Origin of the sequence: Sporolactobacillus sp. Y61, from assembly GCF_040529185.1 — a bacterium.
In the GTDB taxonomy this organism is placed as follows: Bacteria; Bacillota; Bacilli; order Bacillales; family Sporolactobacillaceae; genus Sporolactobacillus.
On the sequence record NZ_CP159510.1, the window covers coordinates 274,260 to 298,843 of the forward strand.

Annotated in this window: 19 protein-coding genes, 9 tRNA genes and 3 rRNA genes; 4 read left to right on the forward strand and 27 right to left on the reverse strand. The window is 50.9% G+C overall.

Annotated features, from left to right (window positions below; translation table 11 throughout):
• Positions 1-36 precede the first annotated feature (36 nt).
• Together ABNN70_RS01375 and ABNN70_RS01380 are read left to right on the forward strand one after the other, a co-directional pair.
• Entirely contained in the window at positions 37-1,998 is a 1,962-nt protein-coding gene (locus tag ABNN70_RS01375; RefSeq protein ID WP_353948515.1) for an ABC-F family ATP-binding cassette domain-containing protein, read from the forward strand.
• Between the two features lie 56 nt (positions 1,999-2,054).
• Positions 2,055-2,864 (forward strand): ZIP family metal transporter, encoded by an 810-nt coding sequence (locus ABNN70_RS01380; RefSeq protein ID WP_353948516.1) that lies wholly within the window; start codon positions 2,055-2,057, stop codon positions 2,862-2,864.
• 179 nt (positions 2,865-3,043) lie between these two features.
• Here the strand turns inward: ABNN70_RS01380 and tsaD are convergent, their stop codons facing one another.
• The 24 genes from tsaD to acpS all read right to left on the reverse strand — a co-directional run bounded on the left by tsaD (position 3,044) and on the right by acpS (position 21,010).
• On the reverse strand, positions 3,044-4,060 hold the full coding sequence (gene tsaD, locus ABNN70_RS01385; RefSeq protein ID WP_326407612.1) for a tRNA (adenosine(37)-N6)-threonylcarbamoyltransferase complex transferase subunit TsaD: 1,017 nt from the start codon (positions 4,058-4,060) through the stop codon (positions 3,044-3,046).
• Positions 4,061-4,068: 8 nt separating this feature from the next.
• A complete protein-coding gene (gene rimI / locus ABNN70_RS01390) occupies positions 4,069-4,524 on the reverse strand; it encodes a ribosomal protein S18-alanine N-acetyltransferase (protein ID WP_129930231.1) in 456 nt (151 codons plus the stop codon).
• Positions 4,525-4,529: 5 nt separating this feature from the next.
• Complete coding sequence (tsaB, locus tag ABNN70_RS01395; protein WP_353948517.1) at positions 4,530-5,222, reverse strand: tRNA (adenosine(37)-N6)-threonylcarbamoyltransferase complex dimerization subunit type 1 TsaB; 693 nt, start codon at positions 5,220-5,222, stop codon at positions 4,530-4,532.
• Positions 5,203-5,670: a tRNA (adenosine(37)-N6)-threonylcarbamoyltransferase complex ATPase subunit type 1 TsaE gene (gene tsaE / locus ABNN70_RS01400; protein WP_353948518.1), complete on the reverse strand. Its 468-nt coding sequence runs from the start codon at positions 5,668-5,670 to the stop codon at positions 5,203-5,205. Before tsaE ends, tsaB begins: the two co-directional genes overlap by 20 nt.
• 932 nt (positions 5,671-6,602) lie before the next feature.
• Positions 6,603-6,719, reverse strand: a 5S ribosomal RNA gene (gene rrf, locus ABNN70_RS01405).
• A gap of 85 nt (positions 6,720-6,804) precedes the next feature.
• Positions 6,805-9,735, reverse strand: a 23S ribosomal RNA gene (locus ABNN70_RS01410).
• A 181-nt stretch (positions 9,736-9,916) separates the two neighbouring features.
• Positions 9,917-11,467: ribosomal RNA gene (locus tag ABNN70_RS01415) — 16S ribosomal RNA — on the reverse strand.
• The 16S, 23S and 5S rRNA genes sit together here with 9 tRNA genes alongside, the layout of an rRNA operon.
• Before the next feature lie 157 nt (positions 11,468-11,624).
• A tRNA-Ile gene (locus ABNN70_RS01420) sits at positions 11,625-11,701 on the reverse strand.
• 18 nt (positions 11,702-11,719) lie between these two features.
• Positions 11,720-11,793: transfer RNA gene (locus tag ABNN70_RS01425), tRNA-Gly, on the reverse strand.
• A gap of 12 nt (positions 11,794-11,805) precedes the next feature.
• Positions 11,806-11,882: transfer RNA gene (locus ABNN70_RS01430), tRNA-Pro, on the reverse strand.
• Positions 11,883-11,886: 4 nt separating this feature from the next.
• A tRNA-Arg gene (locus ABNN70_RS01435) sits at positions 11,887-11,963 on the reverse strand.
• A 10-nt stretch (positions 11,964-11,973) separates the two neighbouring features.
• Positions 11,974-12,059, reverse strand: a tRNA-Leu gene (locus ABNN70_RS01440).
• 22 nt (positions 12,060-12,081) lie between these two features.
• Positions 12,082-12,166: transfer RNA gene (locus ABNN70_RS01445), tRNA-Leu, on the reverse strand.
• Positions 12,167-12,171: 5 nt separating this feature from the next.
• Positions 12,172-12,243, reverse strand: a tRNA-Lys gene (locus ABNN70_RS01450).
• Between the two features lie 242 nt (positions 12,244-12,485).
• Positions 12,486-12,577 (reverse strand) — tRNA-Ser (locus tag ABNN70_RS01455).
• Between the two features lie 4 nt (positions 12,578-12,581).
• Positions 12,582-12,653 (reverse strand) — tRNA-Asn (locus ABNN70_RS01460).
• A 156-nt stretch (positions 12,654-12,809) separates the two neighbouring features.
• Entirely contained in the window at positions 12,810-13,292 is a 483-nt protein-coding gene (locus ABNN70_RS01465) for a SprT family protein (protein WP_129930426.1), read from the reverse strand.
• A gap of 55 nt (positions 13,293-13,347) precedes the next feature.
• Positions 13,348-15,519, reverse strand: a complete 2,172-nt coding sequence (locus ABNN70_RS01470; RefSeq protein ID WP_353948519.1) for a Tex family protein — start codon at positions 15,517-15,519, stop codon at positions 13,348-13,350.
• 227 nt (positions 15,520-15,746) lie between these two features.
• Entirely contained in the window at positions 15,747-16,097 is a 351-nt protein-coding gene (locus ABNN70_RS01475; RefSeq protein ID WP_129930422.1) for a type II toxin-antitoxin system PemK/MazF family toxin, read from the reverse strand.
• Positions 16,098-16,101: 4 nt separating this feature from the next.
• The gene (locus ABNN70_RS01480) at positions 16,102-16,380 is read right to left on the reverse strand and encodes an antitoxin (protein WP_129930421.1); all 279 of its coding nucleotides are present in this window, start codon (positions 16,378-16,380) and stop codon (positions 16,102-16,104) included.
• Positions 16,381-16,563: 183 nt separating this feature from the next.
• Complete coding sequence (gene alr, locus ABNN70_RS01485) at positions 16,564-17,751, reverse strand: alanine racemase (protein WP_353948520.1); 1,188 nt, start codon at positions 17,749-17,751, stop codon at positions 16,564-16,566.
• Between the two features lie 271 nt (positions 17,752-18,022).
• Positions 18,023-19,033, reverse strand: a complete 1,011-nt coding sequence (locus ABNN70_RS01490) for an outer membrane lipoprotein carrier protein LolA (protein WP_353948521.1) — start codon at positions 19,031-19,033, stop codon at positions 18,023-18,025.
• 20 nt (positions 19,034-19,053) lie between these two features.
• A complete protein-coding gene (locus tag ABNN70_RS01495) occupies positions 19,054-20,586 on the reverse strand; it encodes an NAD(P)H-hydrate dehydratase (protein WP_353948522.1) in 1,533 nt (510 codons plus the stop codon).
• 43 nt (positions 20,587-20,629) lie between these two features.
• Positions 20,630-21,010 (reverse strand): holo-ACP synthase, encoded by a 381-nt coding sequence (gene acpS, locus ABNN70_RS01500; RefSeq protein ID WP_353949353.1) that lies wholly within the window; start codon positions 21,008-21,010, stop codon positions 20,630-20,632.
• Positions 21,011-21,189: 179 nt separating this feature from the next.
• Here acpS and ABNN70_RS01505 point away from each other — a divergent pair, with 179 nt between their 5' ends.
• Together ABNN70_RS01505 and ABNN70_RS01510 are read left to right on the forward strand one after the other, a co-directional pair.
• Complete coding sequence (locus ABNN70_RS01505; protein WP_353948523.1) at positions 21,190-21,816, forward strand: rhomboid family intramembrane serine protease; 627 nt, start codon at positions 21,190-21,192, stop codon at positions 21,814-21,816.
• A gap of 95 nt (positions 21,817-21,911) precedes the next feature.
• Positions 21,912-22,151 carry a 4Fe-4S dicluster domain-containing protein gene (locus tag ABNN70_RS01510; RefSeq protein WP_129930411.1) on the forward strand — a complete coding sequence of 80 codons (240 nt, stop codon included), beginning with the start codon at positions 21,912-21,914 and terminating at the stop codon, positions 22,149-22,151.
• Between the two features lie 46 nt (positions 22,152-22,197).
• On the opposite strand, the gene ABNN70_RS01515 is transcribed toward ABNN70_RS01510, so the two are convergent.
• From ABNN70_RS01515 to ABNN70_RS01525, 3 genes are all read right to left on the reverse strand, one after another.
• Positions 22,198-22,509: a late competence development ComFB family protein gene (locus tag ABNN70_RS01515; RefSeq protein ID WP_353948524.1), complete on the reverse strand. Its 312-nt coding sequence runs from the start codon at positions 22,507-22,509 to the stop codon at positions 22,198-22,200.
• 130 nt (positions 22,510-22,639) lie between these two features.
• Complete coding sequence (locus ABNN70_RS01520; RefSeq protein ID WP_353948525.1) at positions 22,640-23,578, reverse strand: 3D domain-containing protein; 939 nt, start codon at positions 23,576-23,578, stop codon at positions 22,640-22,642.
• Positions 23,579-23,684: 106 nt separating this feature from the next.
• The gene (locus tag ABNN70_RS01525; RefSeq protein ID WP_353948526.1) at positions 23,685-24,437 is read right to left on the reverse strand and encodes a DsbA family protein; all 753 of its coding nucleotides are present in this window, start codon (positions 24,435-24,437) and stop codon (positions 23,685-23,687) included.
• Between the last annotated feature and the right edge of the window lie 147 nt (positions 24,438-24,584).

A 24,584-nucleotide genomic window follows, 5' to 3' on the forward strand; every position in this document is an offset into this window, starting at 1 on the left:
GTGTGAATGCTTATTGCGTACCTGAGGTGATCATGATTGATACTCCTGCAGACAAATGGGATCAGCAAATCTTTTGCTACTGAACTTATTTTATCTGATATTAATATAGAAGTGAAATATGGTGAACGTGTTGCGCTTGTCGGAAGAAACGGTGCCGGAAAATCGACACTTCTGAAAATCATTGCCGGTGTGATGCGTGCGGACAGCGGCGAAGTCATTATGCCGAAAGACCGCACGATGGGCTATCTGCCGCAGAACGCGACATTAAACTCGACACGGGGCATCTTTGACGAACTGCAGACCGTATTTGAGCCGCTCATTGAAATCGAGAAAAAAATGCAGCAGATGGAGAAACAGATGAGCGACCCCTCCCGGTTTACCGATGACAAAGCGTACAACCAGCTGCTCAAATCCTATGACACGCTTCAGGCAGAATACAAGGCAAAAGGCGGATATACGTATCAGGCTGAGATCCGCAGTGTACTGAACGGACTGAATTTTGCCGATTTCCCTGATGACACACCGGTCAACAACCTGTCCGGGGGCCAGAAAACTCAGCTGGCGCTGGGTAAGCTGCTCCTTCTCAAACCGGACCTTCTGATTCTGGATGAACCGACAAATCACCTGGATATCGAAACGCTGAACTGGCTTGAAAACTACCTTCAGCGCTATCCGGGCAGTATCCTCGTCGTCTCCCATGACCAGTATTTTATGGATAAAATTGCGACGAAAGTCTATGAAGTGGTGCATCATACCGTTCATAAATATGATGGCAATTATACCCGCTATCTGGAACTGAGGGCGGCGGAATACGAAAATGCGATGAAGCGCTACGATAAACAGCAGAAAGAAATCGAACGGCTGAATGAATTTGTCCAAAAGAATATTGTCCGGGCGTCGACGACCCGACGCGCACAGAGCCGCCGTAAACAGCTGGAAAAAATGGACATCATGGATAAACCACGCGGAGATGAAAAGTCGGCTGCTTTTTCTTTTGACATTGAAAAACAGAGTGGAAACGACGTCCTGTCTGTTTCAGACCTGTCCGTCGGCTACTCCGCGGATTCCCCGATTGTCTCCGGCCTCCATTTTCGCATCACGCGGGGAGAACGGGTAGCTCTTGTCGGGCCAAACGGGATCGGCAAATCAACGATCTTAAAGTCTATTGCCGGAGGATCTACCCTGATTTCGGGTCACGTCCAGCTCGGCAGCCAGGTTACTATCGGTTATTATGATCAGGAACAGACAAGTCTGATCCCGGAAAAGACGGTTCTGAATGAACTCTGGGATGACTATCCGCTGAAACCGGAGAACGAGATCCGAAATGTCCTCGGCGGATTTCTCTTCTCGGGTGATGACGTCAAAAAATTAGTTGCTCAGCTCAGCGGCGGAGAAAAAGCAAGGCTTCTTCTGGCCAAACTGATGATGCGCCATGACAACCTCCTGATTCTGGATGAACCGACCAACCATCTGGATCTGGACAGTAAAGAAGTCCTTGAGGCGGCACTGATGGATTATCCCGGGACTATCCTTTTTGTTTCGCATGACCGGTATTTTATCAATCATCTTGCGACCCGTACTCTTGAACTGTCCAGAGAGGGGATCACCGAGTATCTTGGAAATTATGATTATTATGTAGACAAAAAGGAGGAGCAGCGGGAAATTGAAGAACTTGATGCACAGGATGGGCAGAGTGCTCCTGCAAAATCCGAGAAAGCTCCTGCTTCGTCAGGGAAACAGCATTTTCTGAAGGATAAAGAGAAGAAAAAGAAACGGAGACAGCTGCTGCGTACCATTGAACAGACCGAAAAAGAAATCAGCGGTCTTGAAGCCGATATTGACAAGGGCGAAAAATCGCTCCTGTCGCCCGCCGTTTTCAACGACACGAAGAAGGCAAAAGAAGTGCAATCGCAAATTGATCAGAACAATGCACAAATCGAAACGCTGATGGAGAGATGGGAGTCAGATCAGCAGGAGCTTGAGAACCTTGGCGAATAGACCGGGAATCACTAGTCACGAAAAAAGGAACGGGGATGAACAAGGAGGTCCTGAACATGTTTCACCAGCTCGCATCATTAAATCCAATACTGCTTGCACTTATTGCAGGTCTGTTTACATGGGGCTGCACAGCACTGGGCGCCTCGCTCGTCTTTTTCTTTAAAAATCTGAACACAAAAATGGCTAATGTGATGCTTGGATTTGCTGCCGGGGTGATGATTGCGGCCAGTTTCTGGTCTCTGCTCTCACCGGCTATTGAATTGAGTTCCGGTCTTGGCAAACTTTCATTCATTCCCGCACTCGTCGGTTTCTTACTTGGCGGAGTCTTCCTGCGCCTCGTTGACCGGCTGATCCCTCATCTGCATTTCGGCTTTCCGGAAGTTGAAAAAGAAGGGCCGAAAACAAAGCTGCGGAAAATCATTCTGCTCGTTCTTTCCATTACCATTCATAATATTCCGGAAGGTGCCGCTGTCGGCGTCGCCTTCGGAGCTGTTGTTACCGGAAATACTGAAGCGCTCATCGCCGCCCTGGTTCTGGCCTTCGGTATCGGGATCCAGAATTTTCCTGAGGGTGCCGCTGTTTCCATACCTCTTCGCGGCGAAGGCCTTTCACGAGGCAAAAGTTTCTGGTACGGCCAGCTGTCTGCCGTTGTCGAGCCCATCTTCGCCGTCATCGGTGCGTTCCTTGTCGTCGTTGTATCGCCGGTTTTACCCTATGCTCTGGCTTTTGCTGCCGGCGCGATGATCTTCGTCGTCATTGAGGAACTGATTCCCGAATCCCAGCGGGAAGGATCTACAGATCTGGCTACAGCAGCAACCATGATCGGATTTGCTATCATGATGACGCTCGATGTGGCACTCGGCTGATCCGATTTTAAAAAGGCGATGGACTTGATGCCCATCACCCTTTAGAAGGTATAAAACTTTTGAGAAAAAAAAGGTTCAGAAAAACGAAGCCTGCGGGCGGCGTCTGCCATTTACCCCGCCGGCCGGTTTTTCTTCAGTATCAGGTCTGCCTGAAGCCATGGAGCAAAAGGCCGAAAGAATCAAAAATCTTCGATCCGCAGATTTGCGCTTCCATTTAAGGACAGGTCCGCCCTTGTCCCCTTGAGATAGCCAATGGTTCCGGCCGCCGCAATCATTGCCGCATTGTCTGTGCATAATTTAAGCGGAGGAATCGACAGAGGAATACCGCGCGTCCGGGCGGTTTTTTCCATTTCGCTTCTGATTCTGCTGTTCGCCGAAACACCTCCGGCAACAAGGATCTGCACGGCACCAAATCTTTCTGCAGCCCACATTGTTTTTTTCGTCAGGACTTCGGAAACACTTTCCTGGAAACTTGCCGCCACATTTGCCCGGTCAATATTCCGGCCTCGCTGCCGCTCATTGTGAATATAATTGATCACCGAAGATTTCAGCCCGCTGAAGCTGAAATCAAGCGACCCTTCTTCAAGCCACGCTCTTGGGAAAGGAATCACCGCTTTTCCCTCCCTTGCCAGCCGGTCGATTTCCGGTCCGCCGGGATAAGGGAGCCCCAGCGTACGTGCTACCTTGTCAAAAGCTTCACCTGCAGCGTCGTCTCGGGTTGTACCGACGACCTGATACGAGCCATGTTCCTTCATATAAACAAGCTCCGTATGGCCTCCGGAGACAACCAGCGCAATCAGCGGGAACCTGAGCTCATGAACGAACCGATTGGCGTAGATGTGTCCGGTGATGTGATGAACGGGAACAAGCGGCAGATGATGGGCAAAGCAGAGCGCCTTGGCTCCATTTACGCCAACCAGCAGTGCGCCGATCAGACCCGGCCCCTGCGTCACGGCCACAGCATCTAGATCCTTCCATGTCACACCCGACCGGTTCATCGCCTCTTCGCAGACCACCGTAATCTGATCAACGTGATGGCGGGAAGCCACTTCAGGCACCACCCCGCCAAATCTTCTTTGAATATCTATCTGTGAAGCAACGGCATTAGAACGAATGATCGTTCCATTTTCAACAACTGCCGCCGCCGTTTCATCACAACTCGTTTCAATACCAAGAATCATTGTTTTCTGATCGATTTTTATCATTATAAATTCACCCACATAACCAGAGCATCTTCACCGTTATTGGAATAATATTTTTCACGGATTCCTCCGTGACGAAAGCCGAGTTTCCTGTACAGATTCTGCGCGATGAAGTTACCCGCGCGCACTTCCAGACTCATTGTTCTGCAACGCCGGGAGCGTGCCAGCATCATGACTGTACGAAGAAGGGTCTCTCCCGTTTTTCGCCCTCTGTACCCGGCAAGGACAGCCAGATTCGTGATATGAGCTTCATCGACAATCAGCCAGACCCCGCAATAACCGATAAGCTTACCTGCAACATCTGCCACATAATAGAAAGCAAAGTGATTATGCTTCAGTTCGTTCTCAAACGCCTGCCTTGACCACGGCACGTCGAATGCACTGTGTTCCACCAGCATAACCTGCTCAATATCAGCAAAGGTCATGGGCCGGATCGTTATGGATTGCTGCTGCATCATCTGCTTCACTCCTGACGCTGGCGTTTCAGCCAGTTTGCCTCGGCCTCAGCCAGGCGAAGATAGGTGGGCAGAAAGTGATGAATGTCTGACTCCGGCTCTTTTTCTATGCCCAGGCGTGCCAGTTCCCCGGCCCTCGGCACCCGTTCTGCCGGGCTCCCGGTGTGAGCCTGCGGGAAGCCCTTAAGCCGCTCCTGCCACTTACTCAGATCATTGCTTAAGAAAAGAACCGGTCTGGCAACGTTTTCCAGTTCTGCCAGCCAATCCTCCATAAGCAGCAGCCGATCAGACATCACCGGTTCCATATGACCGTTTCTGTTCTGATACAGTCCGGCAAAAACCTGGCCGCGACGCGCATCAAAGAACGGAGCAACAAGGCCATTAAAATACCGCCCGTTCTGAGCGACGACCTCAAGGCTGGATACACCGGCAAGCTCTTTCTTCAGCGTCCAGGCGAGCATTTTGGCAATGGTAATGCCGATACGCAGCCCGGTATAGGAGCCCGGTCCCTTTGCGACAACAATCCGGTCGAGATCTTCCGGCCCTATACCGACATCTTCCAGCAGTCTGGAAATAGCCGGCATCAGCCGTTCCGAATGATTTTTTTTACTGTTCGTCATGAGTTCACCCAGAACTTTATCTTCTGTTGCAACCGCAACACCCATGACCAGGTTAGATGAATCAATGGCCAGTACATGCATCGTGCATTATCTCCCTGTATAAGGTTTCCGATCTTGCGCCATGAGCAGAAAGCATCAGTGATCTTTCAGTCTGACCTGTTCTGGCAATCGCAACAGACAGATAATCCCCGGGAAGCCAGGAAGGAATATTCTCAGCCCATTCAATCACCGTTACACCACCCTGATCATAATAATCTTCAAGCCCGATATCCTCATCATCACTGATCCGATAGACATCCATATGAAAAAGGGGCAGTCGCCCGCTTCTGTATTCCTTTACTATGGTAAACGTCGGGCTGCTGACCATTTCTTTAATGCCCAGGCCCCTGGCCAGACCCTTGGTAAAAACGGTTTTCCCCGTACCAAGTTCCCCGGACAGCGTCAGCACATCATTTGCTGTCAGATGTTCCGCCATTTTTTCCGCAAAGTTCATTGTCTCTTCTCTTGAATGGACGATCCACTGTTTCATGGCTCCCACCTTCTCATTATCCAGACGGGTTCACTCCCGCCTGACATATGGTTAGTGTACCATAACTGACTTTTTTTCGCTCCCGGGTTCGCCTCGTGGATCGTGCCCGGGTGATTCATCTCATTTTCCCCGGCTGAAATATGGCGTACACCGGCTGATATATCCGGGAGTCCCGCTGAATTATTTGGGGTATCGGCTGATAACCAGTGGCAGCTGGCTGAATTCCATTCCCCCGGCTAAAATATGGCGTAATCCGGCTGATATATCCCGGAGTCCCGCTGAATTATTTGGGGTATCGGCTGATATACAGTGGTAGCTGGCTGAATTCCATTCCCCCGGCTGAAATATGGCGTAATCCGGCTGATATATCCCGGAGTCCCGCTGAATTATCCGGGGCATCGGCTGATAACCGGTGGCAGCTGGCTGAATTCCATTCCCCCGGCTGAAATATGGCGTAATCCGGCTGATATATTCCGGAGTCCCGCTGAATTATTTGGGATTGATATGTCATTTGGATCAATCATACAATTTTTATGCACGTCAAGACGACTTTATCGATACAACTTTCGGCGTTCGTGTTTGATTGCATAGTTGATGCTAGTGTGTGACGAAATTGATGGATCTGTCCGGAAGAGATTTACCGGTCAACATTCAAGATTTATCAGTCTATGTTCAGAAATTATCAGCCAGATCGCCGGCTTCAATCAAAAGCACCGTCCGATCCTGCTGCGTCATGTCATCCGTTTTCAGAAAAGCACTTACTCATCCAATAACAACTTAAATCTAATTGTAAAGCACTTTATTCACATGTCACACATGATTCCTGTCACGGGAAATCCCGGGACGATCAGAAGCGTTATCAGATGAAGAATCAGGATCACCGACGAAAAGAGGCATTCCCCACTTTTCGGGAAATGCCTCTTTAATCATTTGCCTGGCAGTGACCTACTCTCACAGGGGGACAGCCCCCCACTACCATCGGCACAGAAGAGCTTAACGACCGTGTTCGGGATGGGAACGGGTGTGACCTCTTCGCTATGACCGCCAGACTTGAAAATCACCCGGGGCCAGACGACCCCTCAAAACCGGTAACGAAAGATACAGCACGTCTTTTTTCCTTCTGTCCGCTGACTTTGGGTTAAGCCCTCGGCCGATTAGTATCTGTCCGCTTCACGCGTCACCGCGCTTCCACTCCAGACCTATCCACCTCATCATCTCTGAGGGGCCTTACCAGCTTAAAGCTGTGGGAAATCTCATCTTGGAGGGGGCTTCATGCTTAGATGCTTTCAGCACTTATCCCGTCCACACATAGCTACCCAGCGTCTGCTCCTGGCGGAACAACTGGTACACCAGCGGTGTGTCCATCCCGGTCCTCTCGTACTAAGGACAGCTCTCCTCAAATTTCCTGCGCCCGCGACGGATAGGGACCGAACTGTCTCACGACGTTCTGAACCCAGCTCGCGTACCGCTTTAATGGGCGAACAGCCCAACCCTTGGGACCTACTTCAGCCCCAGGATGCGATGAGCCGACATCGAGGTGCCAAACCTCCCCGTCGATGTGAACTCTTGGGGGAGATAAGCCTGTTATCCCCAGGGTAGCTTTTATCCGTTGAGCGATGGCCCTTCCATGCGGTGCCACCGGATCACTAAGCCCGACTTTCGTCCCTGCTCGACTTGTGGGTCTCGCAGTCAAGCTCCCTTGTGCCTTTACACTCTGCGAATGATTTCCAACCATTCTGAGGGAACCTTTGGGCGCCTCCGTTACCTTTTGGGAGGCGACCGCCCCAGTCAAACTGCCTGCCTGACACTGTCTCCGGACCGGATCACGGTCCCGGGTTAGAATGTCGGTATCGAAAGGGCAGTATCCCACCGGCGCCTCAGCCGAACCTGGCGGTCCGGCGTCAAAGGCTCCTGCCTATCCTGTACAATCGATACCCACATCCAATATCAGGCTGCAGTAAAGCTCCATGGGGTCTTTCCGTCCTGTCGCGGGTAACCTGCATCTTCACAGGTACTATAATTTCACCGGGTCTCTCGTTGAGACAGTATCCAAATCGTTACACCTTTCGTGCGGGTCGGAACTTACCCGACAAGGAATTTCGCTACCTTAGGACCGTTATAGTTACGGCCGCCGTTTACTGGGGCTTCGGTTCAAAGCTTCTCCCCGAAGGGATGACCTCTCCTCTTAACCTTCCAGCACCGGGCAGGTGTCAGCCCCTATACATCACCTTTCGGTTTAGCAGAAACCTGTGTTTTTGGTAAACAGTCGCTTGGATCTTTTCACTGCGGCTCAGAGGGCCCGAAGGCCCTTTGAGCACCCCTTCTCCCGAAGTTACGGGGTGATTTTGCCGAGTTCCTTAACGAGAGTTCTCCCGAGCGTCTCAGAATTCTCTTCTTGCCCACCTGTGTCGGTTTGGGTACGGGCGCTGGTTCACTCGCCAGAGGCTTTTCTAGGCAGTGTAGGTTGTGGCCCTTCGGTACTTAAATTTCCCTCCTCATCACCGTCCGGCCTCAGGCAGCGGGATTTGCCTCGCTGCCGGCCTCGCGGCTTGAACGCACGCTTCCATCCGTGCGCTGACCTCGCCTTCCTGCGTCCCCCCTTCACTCAAACGTGTTCCAGCGGTACAGGAATATCCACCTGTTGTCCATCGCCTACGCCTTTCGGCCTCGGCTTAGGCCCCGACTGACCCTGGGCGGACGAACCTTCCCCAGGAACCCTCGGGCTTTCGACGGAGGAGATTCTCACTCCTCTTTTCGTTACTCATACCGGCATTCTCACTTCCAGACGCTCCAGCCTGCCTTCCGGCAGACCTTCCCGGCCTCTGGAACGCTCCCCTACCATGACTCTGAAAGAGTCATCCGCGGCTTCGGTGCTGCGCTTAGCCCCGTTACATTTTCGGCGCGGCGCCACTCGACCAGTGAGCTATTACGCACTCTTTAAATGGTGGCTGCTTCTGAGCCAACATCCTGGTTGTCTGGGCAACGCCACATCCTTTCCCACTCAGCGCAAACTTAGGGACCTTAGCCGGCGGTCCGGGCTGTTTCCCTTTCGACGACGGATCTTATCACTCGCCGTCTGACTCCCGGAGCCTGAGCGTCTGGCATTCGGAGTTTGACTGAACTCGGTAATCCTGTGGGGACCCCTTATTCAATCAGTGCTCTACCTCCAGACCTCTTTCTCCGAGGCTAGCCCTAAAGCTATTTCGGGGAGAACCAGCTATCTCCGTGTTCGATTGGCATTTCACCCCTACCCACACCTCATCCCCGCATTTTTCAACATGCGTGGGTTCGGGCCTCCATCCAGTGTTACCTGGACTTCACCCTGGACATGGGTAGATCACACGGTTTCGGGTCGGCAACCCTGAACTCATTCGCCCTCTTCAGACTCGCTTTCGCTGCGGCTCCGCCTCTCCGGCTTAACCTTGCTCAGAATCGCCACTCGCCGGTCCATTCTACAAAAGGTACGCTGTCACCCCCGAAGGGGCTCCAACTACTTGCAGGCACACGGTTTCAGGATCTCTTTCACTCCCCTTCCGGGGTGCTTTTCACCTTTCCCTCACGGTACTGGTTCACTATCGGTCACTGGGGAGTATTTAGCCTTGGGAGACGGTCCTCCCGGCTTCCGACGGGGTTTCTCGTGTCCCGCCGTACTCAGGATCCACTCCGGAGAGCGCGCCTCTTCGGCTACAGGGCGTTTGCCTTCTTCGGCCGGCCCTTCCAGGCCGTTCGCCTGAAACGCGCTTTTCTGACTCCATGCGGAGTGTCCTACAACCCCAGGGGGCAAGCCCCCTGGTTTGGGCTGTTTCCTTTTCGCTCGCCACTACTCGGGAAATCGCATTTGCTTTCTCTTCCTCCGGGTACTGAGATGTTTCAGTTCCCCGGGTCTGCCTTGACGCCCCTATGAATTCAGTGCGTCATCCTGTCCGTCAGGACAGGGGGTTTCCCCATTCGGAAATCTCCGGATCAAAGCCCACTTACAGCTCCCCGGAGCTTATCGAAGTTCGTTCCGTCCTTCATCGGCTCCCAGTGCCAAGGCATCCACCGTGTGCCCTTTAAAACTTAACCACCGACACAATCATTGATTGTATCCTGGACAAAATGGAATTCTTGACGTGTTTTCTGTATCTTTCGTTATCCAGTTTTCAAGGATCGTCCCGCGTGCCCTGCGGCACGCCGGGTATTGAAGGAATGACTCCTTCAAAACCAAACAAAAGCCCAAACGTTTCGCTATCGATCGTTTCCTTAGAAAGGAGGTGATCCAGCCGCACCTTCCGATACGGCTACCTTGTTACGACTTCACCCCAATCATTTGTCCCACCTTCGGCGGCTGGGCCCATAAAGGTTCCCGCACCGACTTCGGGTGTTACAAACTCTCGTGGTGTGACGGGCGGTGTGTACAAGGCCCGGGAACGGATTCACCGCGGCATGCTGATCCGCGATTACTAGCAATTCCGGCTTCATGCAGGCGGGTTGCAGCCTGCAATCCGAACTGGGGGCGGCTTTATGGGATTGGCTCAGCCTCGCGGCCTCGCTGCCCTTTGTACCGCCCATTGTAGCACGTGTGTAGCCCAGATCATAAGGGGCATGATGATTTGACGTCATCCCCACCTTCCTCCGGTTTGTCACCGGCAGTCACCCTCGAGTGCCCAACTGAATGCTGGCAACCAGGGTCAAGGGTTGCGCTCGTTGCGGGACTTAACCCAACATCTCACGACACGAGCTGACGACAACCATGCACCACCTGTCACTTCGTCCCCCGAAGGGGAAAACCCGATCTCTCGAGCGGTCGAAGGATGTCAAGACCTGGTAAGGTTCTTCGCGTTGCTTCGAATTAAACCACATGCTCCACTGCTTGTGCGGGCCCCCGTCAATTCCTTTGAGTTTCAGCCTTGCGGCCGTACTCCCCAGGCGGAATGCTTAATGTGTTAACTTCAGCACTAAGGGGTTGGACCCCCCTAACACCTGGCATTCATCGTTTACGGCGTGGACTACCAGGGTATCTAATCCTGTTCGCTCCCCACGCTTTCGCACCTCAGCGTCAGTAACAGACCAGAGAGCCGCCTTCGCCACTGGTATTCCTCCACATCTCTACGCATTTCACCGCTACACGTGGAATTCTACTCTCCTCTTCTGTACTCAAGCTCCCCAGTTTCCAATGCCCGCCTGCAGTTGAGCTGCAGAATTTCACATCAGACTTAAGAAGCCGCCTGCGCGCGCTTTACGCCCAATAATTCCGGACAACGCTTGCCACCTACGTATTACCGCGGCTGCTGGCACGTAGTTAGCCGTGGCTTTCTGGCCGGATACCGTCACGACGCGGACATTTCCTCCCGCATCCGTTCTTCTCCGGCAACAGAGCTTTACGATCCGAAAACCTTCTTCGCTCACGCGGCGTTGCTCCATCAGACTTTCGTCCATTGTGGAAGATTCCCTACTGCTGCCTCCCGTAGGAGTTTGGGCCGTGTCTCAGTCCCAATGTGGCCGATCACCCTCTCAGGTCGGCTATGCATCGCAGCCTTGGTGGGCCGTTACCCCGCCAACAAGCTAATGCACCGCGGGCCCATCAGTCAGTGATGGCCGAAACCATCTTTCAGCTCCGCACCATGCGGTGCGGAGGATCATCCGGTATTAGCTGCGGTTTCCCACAGTTATCCCAGTCTGACCGGCAGGTTGCCCACGTGTTACTCACCCATCCGCCGCTCACCTCAGGGAGCAAGCTCCCCTCTGTGCGCACGACTTGCATGTATTAGGCACGCCGCCAGCGTTCGTCCTGAGCCAGGATCAAACTCTCCAAAAAAGTGTTGCTTCTTCCGGATCCCTTTCGGCATCCGGGTCAGTCTTTTTCGTTCATCAGATCCATAGCAAATTGAATTGATCAGGGGATAAACCCCTTAAATCACGCTTGGCTTTTGTTCAGTTTTCAAGGAACATTCCAGAATAAAAAGCAAAAATAATGGTGGGCCTGAGTGGACTTGAACCACCGACCTCACGCTTATCAGGCGTGCGCTCTAACCAGCTGAGCTACAGGCCCACATTATAAAAGAAAATATGGAGCGGGTGATGGGAATCGAACCCACGACCAGAGCTTGGAAGGCTCTTGTTTTACCACTAAACTACACCCGCAAAAAAGATGAATGGTCGGGAAGACAGGATTTGAACCTGCGACCCTCTGGTCCCAAACCAGATGCTCTACCAAGCTGAGCCACTTCCCGATAATGGTGCGCCCTAGAGAACTCGAATCCCCAGCCTTCTGATCCGTAGTCAGACGCTCTATCCAATTGAGCTAAGGGCGCATAATAAAATTGGTGCGGTCGAGAGGACTCGAACCTCCACGAAGTTTCCTCCACTAGCCCCTCAAGCTAGCGCGTCTGCCATTCCGCCACGACCGCATAACTATTAAATTTTTGAATATGGTGCGGGTGAAGGGACTCGAACCCCCACGTCGCAAAACACTAGATCCTAAATCTAGCGCGTCTGCCAATTCCGCCACACCCGCTAAAATGAGCCACGAAGGATTTGAACCTTCGACCCTCTGATTAAAAGTCAGATGCTCTACCCCTGAGCTAGTGGCTCACATTAAGAAGCGACTGTCTCATCTGGAACACGATAGGAATCACACAAGCTTTTATATAGAAGCCAGAAGCCGTTGCGCTTTATCATCGCTATATCCTGTACATTACCCATCTCTGAAGTTTAACGCACATCTATGAAATCAGTCAATGGTATTTTTTTCAGTGACCTGTGCGGGACTTGAACCCGCGACCCATTAATAAGATGGTGCCATAACCGTTTGACGAACGGGTCACAATTAAAAATGGCGGAGAAGGAGGGATTCGAACCCTCGCACGATTCACACCGTCTACTCCCTTAGCAGGGGAGCCCCTTCAGCCAGCTTGGGTACTTCTCCATAGCTCCACAGGCAGGGTTCGAACCTGCGACCAATCGGTTAACAGCCGATTGCTCTACCGCTGAGCTACTGTGGAATAAGTGTTTTTTCTTGCAAAGTCAAATGAAATTATACACAACTTAAGTCCACCTGTCAACGTCGTTCAACAAGCCTCAGGGTTGCCTTGTCCTTTTGACGACCTTAATAATTTAACACAAAAGGAGAGAACGCGTCAACCCTTTTTTTATTTATTTCACCCTTTCCCGTATTTTCCCGGAAGCTCTTTTTTAACGAATTGAATCTTCCCGCCACAGGACGCGCACCTGTATCGGCGGGGATCCATCCGTCTTTTTCTGGAAAAAAGGGCCCCGCAGTTTTTACATTGGTATGTATAGTGCAGCACCGAATGGTTTCCTGTCCCCGGAATCGAACCGCAGAAACGCGAGCCTCCGACTTTTTTCAGGAGTTGCCTGAAATCCGCATCCCTGTGCCTGTAACCCCGTCCACTCAGATGGAGGTGGTAATGACACAACTCATGTTTGATGATTTTTACAAAGGCGTCCAGGCCGAAATACTGAAGCTGCAACACATTAAATTCGAGATAATGACTGTTCAGTAAATAGCGTCCACCTGTTGTCCTCAGGCGGGGATTAAAGACGGCCTTATGGACAAAAGGGCGGTGAAAACTTTTCAGAGAAATCTGCTGTACCAGTTTCTGAAGTTCCTCATCTGTCATTGGGTCTGCCTCCGACGGTGAATTAATGCCGCATCAGGTGCGTGCTGATAGTTTATTATGTGGCAGGAGTCGTTCTGTTGTCAATCATACTTAGCGACACTCTGCCCTTCTCAAGGTCAACACTGTCCACCCAGACAGTCACTACCTGTCCGACATGGACGACATCAAGCGGATGTCTGACAAAATGTCCGGCAAGTTTTGAAATATGAACAAGTCCGTCCTGTTTGAGACCAATATCAACGAAAGCTCCGAAGTCGACTACATTACGCACAGTACCTTCCAGTCGCATGCCCTTATACAGATCTTCCGGTTTCAGAACATCTGCCCGCAGCTGCGGCTGATCCGCTTCATCACGCGGATCACGCCCGGGGCGGCACAGCGCTTCAATGATGTCACGCAATGTCGGTTCCCCAATGGCAAGTTGCGCTGCGGCCCGAGAAAGATCGAGCTGCCCTATCCTTCTCCTCAGCGACTCCTTATTGAGGGCTTCCGCTGATAGGCCTACAGTCCCGAGAAATTTTCTGGCTGCATCGTAACTTTCGGGATGAATTGAAGTTCCGTCGAGCCGTTCGCTTCCGCCGGTTATCCTGAGAAAGCCGGCGCATTGTTCGAACGTCCGCGGTCCCAGACGCGGCACATCTTTCAACTGCCGGCGTGAATGGAAACGGCCCAGTTTGTTTCGCACCCGGATAATATTCTCTGCAGTTGTCCGGGACAATCCCGCGACATACTTCAAAAGTTCAGCTGAAGCTGTATTAAGATTGACACCCACTCTGTTTACCACAGTTTCAACCACAAACCGGAGTGATTCACTCAGTATTTTTCGCGGCACGTCATGCTGGTATTCACCCACACCGATGGATTCCGGGTCAACCTTGACAAGTTCTGCAAGCGGATCCTGCAGCCGCCTTGCAATAGAAACAGCACTGCGCTCTTCAACCTGCAGATTGGGGAATTCTTTCCGCGCCAGAGTAGAGGCCGAATAGACACTTGCTCCCGCCTCATTCACCATGATATAAAAAATTTTTCTGTCACGCATTTCCTTAAGGGTCTCCGCAATGAAAGATTCCGTTTCCCGGGATGCCGTTCCATTTCCGATGGCAATCAGATCGACATCATAGGTCTGAATCAACGAAAGAACCTTCCGTCTGGCCGCAGTCCGCTCTTCTTTCGGTGGCGTAGGATAAATCACGGATACGTCCATCAGTTTTCCTGCAGGGTCCACAACAGCAAGCTTGCAGCCGGTGCGGTAGGCGGGATCCACACCGAGAATCGTCTTTTCTTTCATTGGGGGCTGCATAAGCAGTCCACGAAGATTTTCCGAAAAGATATGTATCGCCTGCTGCTCCGCCCTTTGCGTCAGCTCCTGCCTGAGTTCCCGCTCTACAGCAGGGATAATCAGCCGTTTGCAGGCGTCCTCCGCAGCTTCGGTCAGATAACGGGCAGCGCTTGTTTTCCGGTTTCTGATCAGGAGCCGGCACGCGGTTTTCATCAGGTTATCCATCGAGGCATCAACTGAGACACGCAGGATTCCCTGCGCTTCTCCACGATTGACAGCGAGTATCCGATGCGGAACCATGCATTTGGCCTGTTCCCGATACTGATAATACATTTCGTAGACCTTTTTACTGTCCTTAGCCTGGTTCTTTCCCGGGCTGGTCGCGATCACGCCTTTTTCAAAAATCTCCCGGCGCGCCAGTGCACGAAGCTCAGCATTTTCTGAAAGCCGTTCGGCAAGTATGTCTTTTGCTCCCTTAATGGCTTCCTCAGCAGTGCGCACGCTCTTGTCTTCCGAAAGGTATTTCGCCGCCTCTTCAGCTACCGGGGTTTTAGGCAGTGATGCCAGCCACCCGGCCAGCCGCTCCAGTCCTTTTTCAGCAGCAGCCTGGGCACGTGTCCTCTTTCTGGGGCGATAGGGCAGGTAAAGGTCTTCGATGTCCCGGATCCGCTCTGCTTGCAAGAGCTTGCGTTTTAAGTCCGGATCCATCCTGCCCTGCTCTTCAATCTGTTTTATAACTTCTTCGCGGCGTTTTTCCAGCCGGCAGGCACGCACATAGGCTTCCTGTATGTCTCCGATACGGACTTCATCCAGACCGCCGGTCATTTCCTTCCGGTAACGGGCGATAAAAGGAATGGTATTGCCCTTTTCAAGCAGGCGGATCACCTGTTCAACCTGTTTTGTGCGAATAGCCAGTTGATCCGAAATTCTGCGGCAGATGTTTTCCATACATGTCCCTCCCGCTTTATTTTACCAGAATCTCAGTGAGCATACTCGCACTTCAGTGGTGAGATCTCTACTTTGATTGATCAAAAGGGGGAACTATTGTTCTATATTAAACGAAAGAATCTTTAAACAGCTTAGAAAGGAGGTCTCCTTCATGGCAACCCAAAGAAACAGAAATAAGAGGTTCATCCATTGAACTGGATAAACCTCTTATTTCCATCGGCGGATGATCAAAAATCCACCAGACTCAGGCTGATTTGAATGGCTTTATTGACATGACCCATCATTTCTTCATCAAGATGTGTAATCTTGTCAGTCAGACGCTGTTTATCGATTGTTCTGATCTGTTCCAGAAGAATAACCGAGTCCCTGTCAAAACCGTACTTTTTTGCGTCAATCTCCACATGAGTTGGAAGTTTTGCCTTCTGTATCTGTGCGGTTATCGCCGCAACAATGACTGTCGGACTGAACCGGTTTCCTATATCGTTTTGTATCACCAGAACCGGTCTGACACCACCCTGTTCCGAGCCCACTACCGGGGAAAGATCCGCAAAATAGACGTCGCCACGCTTTACTATCAAGCTCTCACACCCCGCTAACGGAGCGTTCCAGAGTAATCTCTGCCTCCTCTTCAGCAAGAAAAGCCTCAGAAGCGATGTTCAGATTTATTTTAGCCATCTCCATGTAGCCCTGTCGCATCAGATCACGGACATAGCCTTTATTCCGTTCGCGTACGTACATTCCGATCGCGCGATGGAGAAATTCGTTCCGATTCACGTTATCTCGACTGGCAATGCCATCAATTTCACTCAGCAAATGTTGCGGCAAACTCAGCATAATTTTTTCCAGATTCGACTCAGGCATGCCTGCACCCCCACCACTATGATCCGATTTTTTTATTTTTATCTAAAAATTATATTAACATGTTCCCAATCGGTTTGCAAAGCAGATTTCGGCAAAAATCGCCTGTATTATATATTTTTTTGAATTTTGTCATACTATTTCATGGATTCCTGCAGCATCTGTCCGGTTGACACGGCCTGCCGCTTAATCCAAAAGGCCAAGTACCGGATTCAGGACATCCGTCTTCTTACCGCCCTCATGAAAAATTCTCGGTACGCGCGGCTGGATCATACATGTCACTTCATAGTTGATCGTTCCCAGTTTTTTTGCGATTTCATCCGCGGTAATCTCCTCAGACCCCTCTCTTCCAATCAGTGTCACTTCTGTTCCGACAGGAAATTCATGAGGCAACCGGCACATCAGCTGATCCATACAAATTCTTCCGACAATCGGACATCTGTGACCTGCGACAAGAAGATCTGATCCGCTCAGCGCCCGAAGCCATCCATCGGCATAACCGATCGGAACCGTACCGATCCACTCGGCTGAAGGAGACTGATAGCTGGCCCCGTACCCGATGGATGTCCCCTTTTCTACCTTTTTCACATGCATCAGCCGGCTGTGCAGGGACAGCACGCGTTTCAGCGGAAAAGGCAGCTTCTTTATCATTTCCGGAGACGGAGAAAGGCCATACATCGATATGCCGTAGCGGACCATATTGAAAAGATGACGCTGTTCAGCCGGATATTTAAGGGTGGCCGCGCTGTTGCCGCAATGGATCACCTTCGGCCGGACGCCCAGTTCAAGAAACCAGTCAATCATCGTTTCAAAACGGTTATACTGTTCATTAAAATAAGTCTCATCATCCTGATCCGCGGTAGAAAAATGCGTAAACAGACCCTCTGCAGTGAACTTGCGGTCTGCCTGAATCACCTCAGCGAATGCCGCCGCCTCTTCTTTATTGCGGATGCCGATCCTGCCCATGCCCGTATCACAGGCAATATGGATCAGGACCGGATCAGACAGTGAAGCAGGGAGCGCTTCTTTTGCCTTCTCCACCCATTCTTTTTGAAAAACAGTCAGTGAAATTTTGTACCTGGCTGCGATTTCTGCGTCTTCCGGACGGATCGGAGACAAGACCAGTATGGGTGCTTTAATTCCCGCCTTTCGCAGTGCAAGTGCTTCATCAAAAATAGCAACAGCGAGCCAGCTGGCTCCGTTCTTCAGTGCCGTCTCAGCAATACGTACAGCACCATGCCCATACGCATTGGCCTTAACAACAGCCATCAGCATCGTTTCTTCAGGAATAAGCGCCCGCATACGTGCCACATTATAGCCGGCAGCGTCCAGATCTATGTCTGCCCACGTTTCCCGGTAGTAAGAGCTTTTCATGAATATGTCCCAGCCTTTATCTGCAAGTTAATAACCCGTTATCTCCGATATGCTGCCGGATTATTTTCGTATTTTATTGATATTCATCTGACTTGTGCCGAATCCCGCATGCATTTTTTACATACATGATTCGGGCAGCATCATGAGACATCACCTTTCTATTTAATCACTTATACAAAAAAAACGGAAGGGTCTGTCTTGTTCGGGGGACATGCAAGAGGTTCTAAAAAGAAAAAAACCCGCAGACCATTGCGGGTTGGGGGAGTCTCGTTTATTTAATAACCGTACCATTTACTGATTGCGCGATGGCTGTCATTTCCTCACGGGTCAGTTTTTCTGAAGCAAGGAAGTAATCTGTTCCGCCCTCCGACCAGGACAGCGTTCGTTCTCCTGCAGTGCCGACCGCAAAGCCGAGATTTGCCGGGTCGCCGGAAGCAAAGGTCGGAACAACGGAAAGGCCTCTTTTACTCTTTGTTTCTATCAGGGTAAAGGGCTTTTTCCCGCCGTATTGCAGAACATACTTTTCACCTGATTGGGTGACTTCCGGCTTCATGGCAGACAGTTTGGTTCCGGAAATCCGGGCCGTCGGATACTGAACTTTGAAAGAGGTCTTTTCGGCAGAGGTCTTCCTGCTGCCCTTTTCGATCTGCGATGCCGTCATGTTCTGCCGGACATCGAACGTTTTTTTATCTAGAGACGGATTGACTTTAAAATGGGTGAATTTAACCGACACGATCACATTCTGATCCTTATCCTTCACCTGAACATTGTCCGGCGTCAGATCTTTTTTCAGCGTAATCGTCTGGTTGGCAAGTTGTGTTGTATTATAATTCGTTTTTGTATCAAAAATATATTTATTGTCCTGTGCTTTAAATCCCGGATTCGGATCATTCAGGATGTCGTTTGCAACTGAGTGATACAGATAAGCCTGGCTGCGGTTATTCGGCCATGTACTCTCAAACTGATAACTCTTGTTCAGTTCCGGCGTCAGGACAAACACCCCGTCTTTATTTCTGATAATCATTTGTTTATTCGTCTTTTTGTCGTCGCTGAGTGCGACCCGGTACTGATTCGGCTTCTGAAAAGAAATATTGGCTTTATACGTCTGCTTCTTTCCATTATGCTGGAATGTCATTGTTGCGTCCGCCTGATAGCTGCTCAGTCTGTCCATTTTCTTTCTCAGGTCTCCGGTAACACTTTTTTCGGACTTTGCTCCGCATGCAGACAGAAGAACACTGAGCAGCAGAACGGTAATCAGTCCGACTGACGACCACTTTTTCATGTATATCCAACCCCTTTGCCTCATTTCGGTGACAAAGGAGGGGTTCTACACGTCGTATGCTGATAAAGCGCATGCAAGACGGGAGGAAGCTGTTCAATCAGGTCTGTCGCCAGGACATCAAGTGCAGAATGCCCCTCATGTACCAGGCTGTCCGCCAGCAGGCCATGTATATACACCGCATTACATACCGCATCCATCACCCTCTGATGCTGCAGAAGGAAGGCCAGAAGGATTCCGGTCAGGACATCGCCCGACCCCCCTTTGGCAAGGGCTGCGTTTCCTGTCGGATTCACCGTCTGGGTCCCGTCCGGCGCGGTGATGATCGTATACCTGCCCTTCAGTACCAGTGTCGTTCCGTATTTCTCTGTGAAAGCCTTAGATGCGCCGAATCGATCGCTTTCCACTTCACGGACCGTTGAACCAAGCAGCATCGCCATTTCTCCGGGATGCGGGGAGAGAATGACCGGGCTGTTTCTTTTCTTCAGTTCATCAAGCATGCCGGATAAATGATACAGCCCGTCCGCGTCAATCACGCAGGGAATCTGATCGTATTCCAGCACCTTTCGGACGAGCCGCGCTTTCTCCGGCTCCCTGCCGAGCCCGGGTCCGATTGCAATCCCCGACAGGTTGTGAAAATCCAGCTCATGCCGCGGCATGAACAGGGTCTCCGCAAGCCGTGCGGCAATGATTGGCCGGATCGGGTCCGGCACGCTGACTTTCAGCAGGCCGATACCGGACCTGAGTGCGGCTTTAGCCGCAAAAAATGCGGCTCCGGGCATCTGAGGCGCGCCGGCAATAATCAGTCCTCTGCCGTGCGACCCTTTATGAGAGAAAGGATCGCGCCGCGGCAGGGTCCGCCTGACTTCCTCCTCCGACCGGATGGTTCTTCTGACGCCGCATGCTCTGACGGAGACGTCCGGAATGCCAATTGAAAGAACACGGACCTTTCCAAAATGCCTGGCGGCAGGCTGAACAAACTGGGCCAGTTTCGGACAGGCCAGCGTCATGGTGACGTCGGCGTTCACGGCGCGATGGGTGAAGTTTTCCCCGTCCGCCGGTACCCCGCTCGGCAGATCCACCGACACCACTTTTCCCGCTGCCTGATTGATCCTGTCAATCACCCTGAGATAGCCAGGATACGGGCTGCCGTGAATTCCGGTTCCAAGCAGTGCATCGACAATCAGATCCGCCTGTCCGAGGCTCGTCAAAAATGCCTCTTTCTCCTCCTGGATCCGGCGTACTTTCCCGCCTGAGGCAAGGTAAGCCTTCATGTGGCAGGCGGCATCGCCTTTAATCTCCGACGGATCGGGTAAAATCCAGGTTTCGGACGTCACTGCCGTATTGAGCAGATAACGTGCCACAACGAATCCATCTCCGCCATTATTTCCCTTGCCGATGACAAGAACGACACGCATTCCTTCTTTCAACCCCGGGACGAGCGCCTGAAACACCGCCCGGCCCGCATTTTCCATCAGCAGCGGTCCTCCCAGCCCGATCTGCTGAATGGTGTAACGATCAATAGCTTGCATTTCTTCCCGTGATACGACGTGCACAATAGTCCCTCCCAGCGTAGTACACTATATGAGACAAGGTCCCTTAATATGCAGACTTGCCTGACGGGCTTTCAATCACAACAAAAGCTGCTGCGGTCTGCCCGGTATGTGTGATGGACACATGTATGGATTGTTTTTTATGCTGCACTCTGTGATCGTAAATCACCGGCTGACCTTCAGCGTTATTGAGTACACTCAGATCCTGAAAAGACAGCCGTCTGCCCAGCCCTGTACCTGTTGCCTTGGCATAGGCTTCTTTTGCTGAAAAACGTCCGGCAAGATATTCTGTCCGTCTGCTGCCCTTCAGCTTCATATAAACACTTTGCTCCTCCGGGGTCAGCACGCGGCGGATGAACGCCTGGTCATCTGTATGCTTTTCGATCCGATCCAGTTCCGTCAGATCGACACCGATTCCTGTAATCATCCGGATCGCCGTTCCCTTCTTCTTTTCATCCGTTGATTCTGTCCGCACGCTACTGAAAAAAGCATTTTTGGGCGAATATGTATCTATACCCTGTTCTCACTCGTCATTTTCATGACTACCCTTATCAAACATTTTACCCTATACTGGATAAAGAATCATGTCAAAAGGAGGAACATCCTTTGTTTATTCGAAACGAGCCTTTCAGATTTTTCCTGAAGCATTATCCCGTCACTTCACTGATTCTGGCGGTTAATCTTTTGATTTTCCTGGTTCTGTATATATCAGGTACCTGGCATGTGGCACCGGTTTTTGCCTATAACGTGTTTCAGTTTATGGTCGGTTCGAACGCCATGATCCTTCAGGGGGCCTGGTGGCAGCTGATCACGCCGATTTTCCTGCATATTTCATTCTCCCATTTCCTGTTTAATGCCTTCTCTATTTTTCTTTTTGCCCCTGCTCTGGAGGCGCTGCTTGGCAGACTGAAATTCCTTCTGGCCTTTCTTGGAACGGGAATTATCTCTAACATCGCCGTCCTTTTTCTTGAATCTCCGGGGTTCAGTCACAACGGCGCCAGTGGAGCCGTATTCGGACTGTTCGGTATTTACCTGTATCTGGTGATCTTCAGGAAGGAGTTGATCCCGCGGCCGGATCAGACAATCATTATTGTTCTTCTCGTTCTTGGACTGATCAGTTCTTTTCTGTATCCGAATATCGATATAAAGGGGCATCTGACCGGATTTCTTGCCGGACTTGCGCTTGCACCCCTGCTTTTTCTGAATGTACGGTTCAGGTCATCCCGAAAATGATGAGGAAAACGATTTTCCCTATGAAAATATTGAATTTCTCGTAAAAATTAGTCATACTGGAAGTAGATTCGCACTCACTGAAAGGAGATCTTTACATGGCATTCGTCATAACTTCCGCCTGTGAAAATGAAAAAGCCGGAGAATGCATAGAAACATGCCCCGTTGATTGTATTGTCGAAGGGAAGAAGCAAATGTACATCGATCCGGATGTCTGCATTGACTGCGGCGCCTGCGAAGCGGTCTGCCCGGTTGAAGCGATTTACCCGGAAGATGAAGTTCCGGACAATGAACAGAAGTACATTCAGATCAACCGTGACTTTTTCAAAAACAGATAAATGTTTCCTTTAAACCAGAATCCCGCTGTATCCGTTGCAGCGGGATTTATTTATGCCGTTCATCCGATGTCTGACTATGATGGGGAGAAGCGGAGACAATTTTTGCACTTTCAACAATCGCTGTCAGTATGGTTGCGCGGGACTGTTCGGTCATCAGACCCGCTTTGGTGTACATCAGTCCTGTCCGCTGCCGGACATAGTGCGGTTTCAGCCGGTTCAGACTTAAAGCCAGAACATCCGCCCGGCATTCATCACAATGGCAGGACAGATTAAGATACTGCCACTGACTGTCCAGCAGATCCTGAACAGCCTCTTCCATCATATTATGGACATTCATGGCCAGACCTTCTTTTCCCATTCTTACTCACCGTATTATACTCGCATCGTAACATAGAAGCGCGACAGACTCAAGATCGTAAAAACGGTGCTGGCCTGTGCGGGTGCCACATGAGCGTCAGGGGATCAATGCAGCCGGAAGTCGGCAGAGATTATTCCAGTATTTTGACTTTGACTGTCCGTCTTCCCCATTGGAGCGCCGTCTGATTATCCTTGAAAAAAACGTCAATCCTGCGTCCCTTAATCGCTCCCCCGGTGTCCCCGGCTACGGCATGACCGTAGCCTTCTACATACAGCTTTGTGCCGAGCGGAATCACCGCCGGGTCAACTGCTACAACCTTTGCATTGGGGTTTGCCCGCAGATTAATACCTGTTGCCGTTGTTCCGGAGCACCCGCTGCAAAAGGCGGTATAGGCTGTGCTGTTCGCATAAAATTCCCTGATGATGGTGACTTTCTCCCGTTCCTTTTTTTCAACTTTACCAGTGGGTGAGGACTTCCCCGTTTTTTTCGATGTTCCTCTCTTCAGCTCTTTGAATACCTGCTGATCCGGCCGGACGTTTTCCCCTTTTTTCTGCCGGATCAGCAGGTTTTCTATACTTTTCCATGTTTCAGGTCCGGTGACCCCGTCGACGGTAATTCCCGTTTTCTTTTGCAGTACGGAAACCCCCAATCCGGTGCCGCGGCCATATATTCCGTCTACTTTTCCCTCATAATAGCCGAGTTTTTTCAGCATCTTCTGAAGAGAACGGACTTCCTGCCCTGCTGAGCCTGACCGAAGCGGACGAACCTTCCCTATGACCGCATCAAAAGCCTGCCTGGTCTGCACATCCGACCATCCGCTTTCTGTCATCCCGCTCAGAAGCTGCAGATGTCTGACCTTCTTCCCGGAAAAAAATGCGATTCTGCCCGAGGGCGGATAGTGACCGATGGCTTTCAGCAGGGATTGGATCGTATAAATTTCGTCACGTTCCGGTCTGTAGAGATCTTCTGGAGCAACTTGTCCGGAGGTGACCTGAGGGACCATGAAAATTGAAGAACCAACCGTGGCCGCAACCGCCGCACTTTTTGCCAGAGCATTTCCGGTATACATAGGTGACTCCTCCTGTCTGTTGTTTTCTATCTACTTCTATGACAGGTGAGCATGCTCAATACTTTACAATCAGATGACAGGACAGCCGCCTTTATTCTCTCCGGCGTTATTTCTCCTTAAGGGCATGATCCACAGCCTGTTTCAGTATCAGATAATCCTGTGATCCTTCAACATAGTGTCCGTTGACAAACACAGCAGGCGTGCCTGGAACGCCGAGATCTTCAGCCAGCTGATTATCCTCTGCTATTTCTTTTTTATGCGTCTGGTTATCCAGAGCACTCTGGAAGGCCCTGACGTCAAGAGAAGGAACGGTTTTTTTGGCAATACGGGTCAGGAGATCTTTGGTGACCCAGTCTTTATCGGCGTTTTCATCACCCTGGGCTTCATAAAGCGCTTTGTGAAATACCCAGAAACCCTGAGGATTCTGGTGATAGACTTCTTCAGCCGCGCTGGCTGCCAGAACAGAGCCCGGTCCAAGTATGGTATAGTTGATAAAATAGAAGCTTGCCTTGTTAGTATCGATATATTCTTTCTTAAGCTGGGAGACCACATCCTGTTCAAAAACCTTGCAATAAGGACAACGATAATCAGCAAATTCAACGATTTTGACCGGCGCATTAGTACTCCCGATCAGTGGCTGTCCTTTATAATTAATTTGAACGGTTTGTTCGGTTCGATAGGCTGGCGGTTCTTTTTTTGCCTGGGGCTGACTTGACTCCAGATATTTGTAGATCATGATGGTGATCGCAGCGACCAGCACGACAACGACTACAAGGCTGAAAAGGACGATCCTCCGCCTTCTTAAAGCCATTTCCTGATCTCCGTTTTTCCGGGAACTCTTCTTATTTTTTCCAGACATGTGCGCACCCCTTTTTCCTGTATCACATCATTGGCCGATCTATGTCCTGACTGATCACTCATTTCGCTGATATAATGATTAACGAATATGCCCAGGCTGTAAACAGTGCGTCCGGGCAAGAGATACGCCAGACCCGGCTGTTGGAGT

Excerpts from the sequence above, each read along its gene's own strand:
- ABNN70_RS01510 (WP_129930411.1), top strand. The coding sequence starts at position 21,912 with ATGGCATTCGTCATAACTTCCGCCTGTGAAAATGAAAAAGCCGGAGAA.
- ABNN70_RS01480 (WP_129930421.1), bottom strand. The coding sequence starts at position 16,380 with ATGCCTGAGTCGAATCTGGAAAAAATTATGCTGAGTTTGCCGCAACAT.
- ABNN70_RS01515 (WP_353948524.1), bottom strand. The coding sequence starts at position 22,509 with ATGGGAAAAGAAGGTCTGGCCATGAATGTCCATAATATGATGGAAGAG.
- ABNN70_RS01520 (WP_353948525.1), bottom strand. The coding sequence starts at position 23,578 with ATGTATACCGGAAATGCTCTGGCAAAAAGTGCGGCGGTTGCGGCCACG.
- ABNN70_RS01380 (WP_353948516.1), top strand. The coding sequence starts at position 2,055 with ATGTTTCACCAGCTCGCATCATTAAATCCAATACTGCTTGCACTTATT.
- rimI (WP_129930231.1), bottom strand. The coding sequence starts at position 4,524 with ATGATGCAGCAGCAATCCATAACGATCCGGCCCATGACCTTTGCTGAT.
- alr (WP_353948520.1), bottom strand. The coding sequence starts at position 17,751 with ATGAAAAGCTCTTACTACCGGGAAACGTGGGCAGACATAGATCTGGAC.
- ABNN70_RS01525 (WP_353948526.1), bottom strand. The coding sequence starts at position 24,437 with ATGTCTGGAAAAAATAAGAAGAGTTCCCGGAAAAACGGAGATCAGGAA.
- ABNN70_RS01490 (WP_353948521.1), bottom strand. The coding sequence starts at position 19,033 with ATGAAAAAGTGGTCGTCAGTCGGACTGATTACCGTTCTGCTGCTCAGT.
- tsaE (WP_353948518.1), bottom strand. The coding sequence starts at position 5,670 with ATGAAACAGTGGATCGTCCATTCAAGAGAAGAGACAATGAACTTTGCG.
- ABNN70_RS01465 (WP_129930426.1), bottom strand. The coding sequence starts at position 13,292 with ATGACAGATGAGGAACTTCAGAAACTGGTACAGCAGATTTCTCTGAAA.
- acpS (WP_353949353.1), bottom strand. The coding sequence starts at position 21,010 with ATGATTACAGGAATCGGTGTCGATCTGACGGAACTGGATCGGATCGAA.
- tsaB (WP_353948517.1), bottom strand. The coding sequence starts at position 5,222 with ATGCATGTACTGGCCATTGATTCATCTAACCTGGTCATGGGTGTTGCG.
- ABNN70_RS01470 (WP_353948519.1), bottom strand. The coding sequence starts at position 15,519 with ATGGAAAACATCTGCCGCAGAATTTCGGATCAACTGGCTATTCGCACA.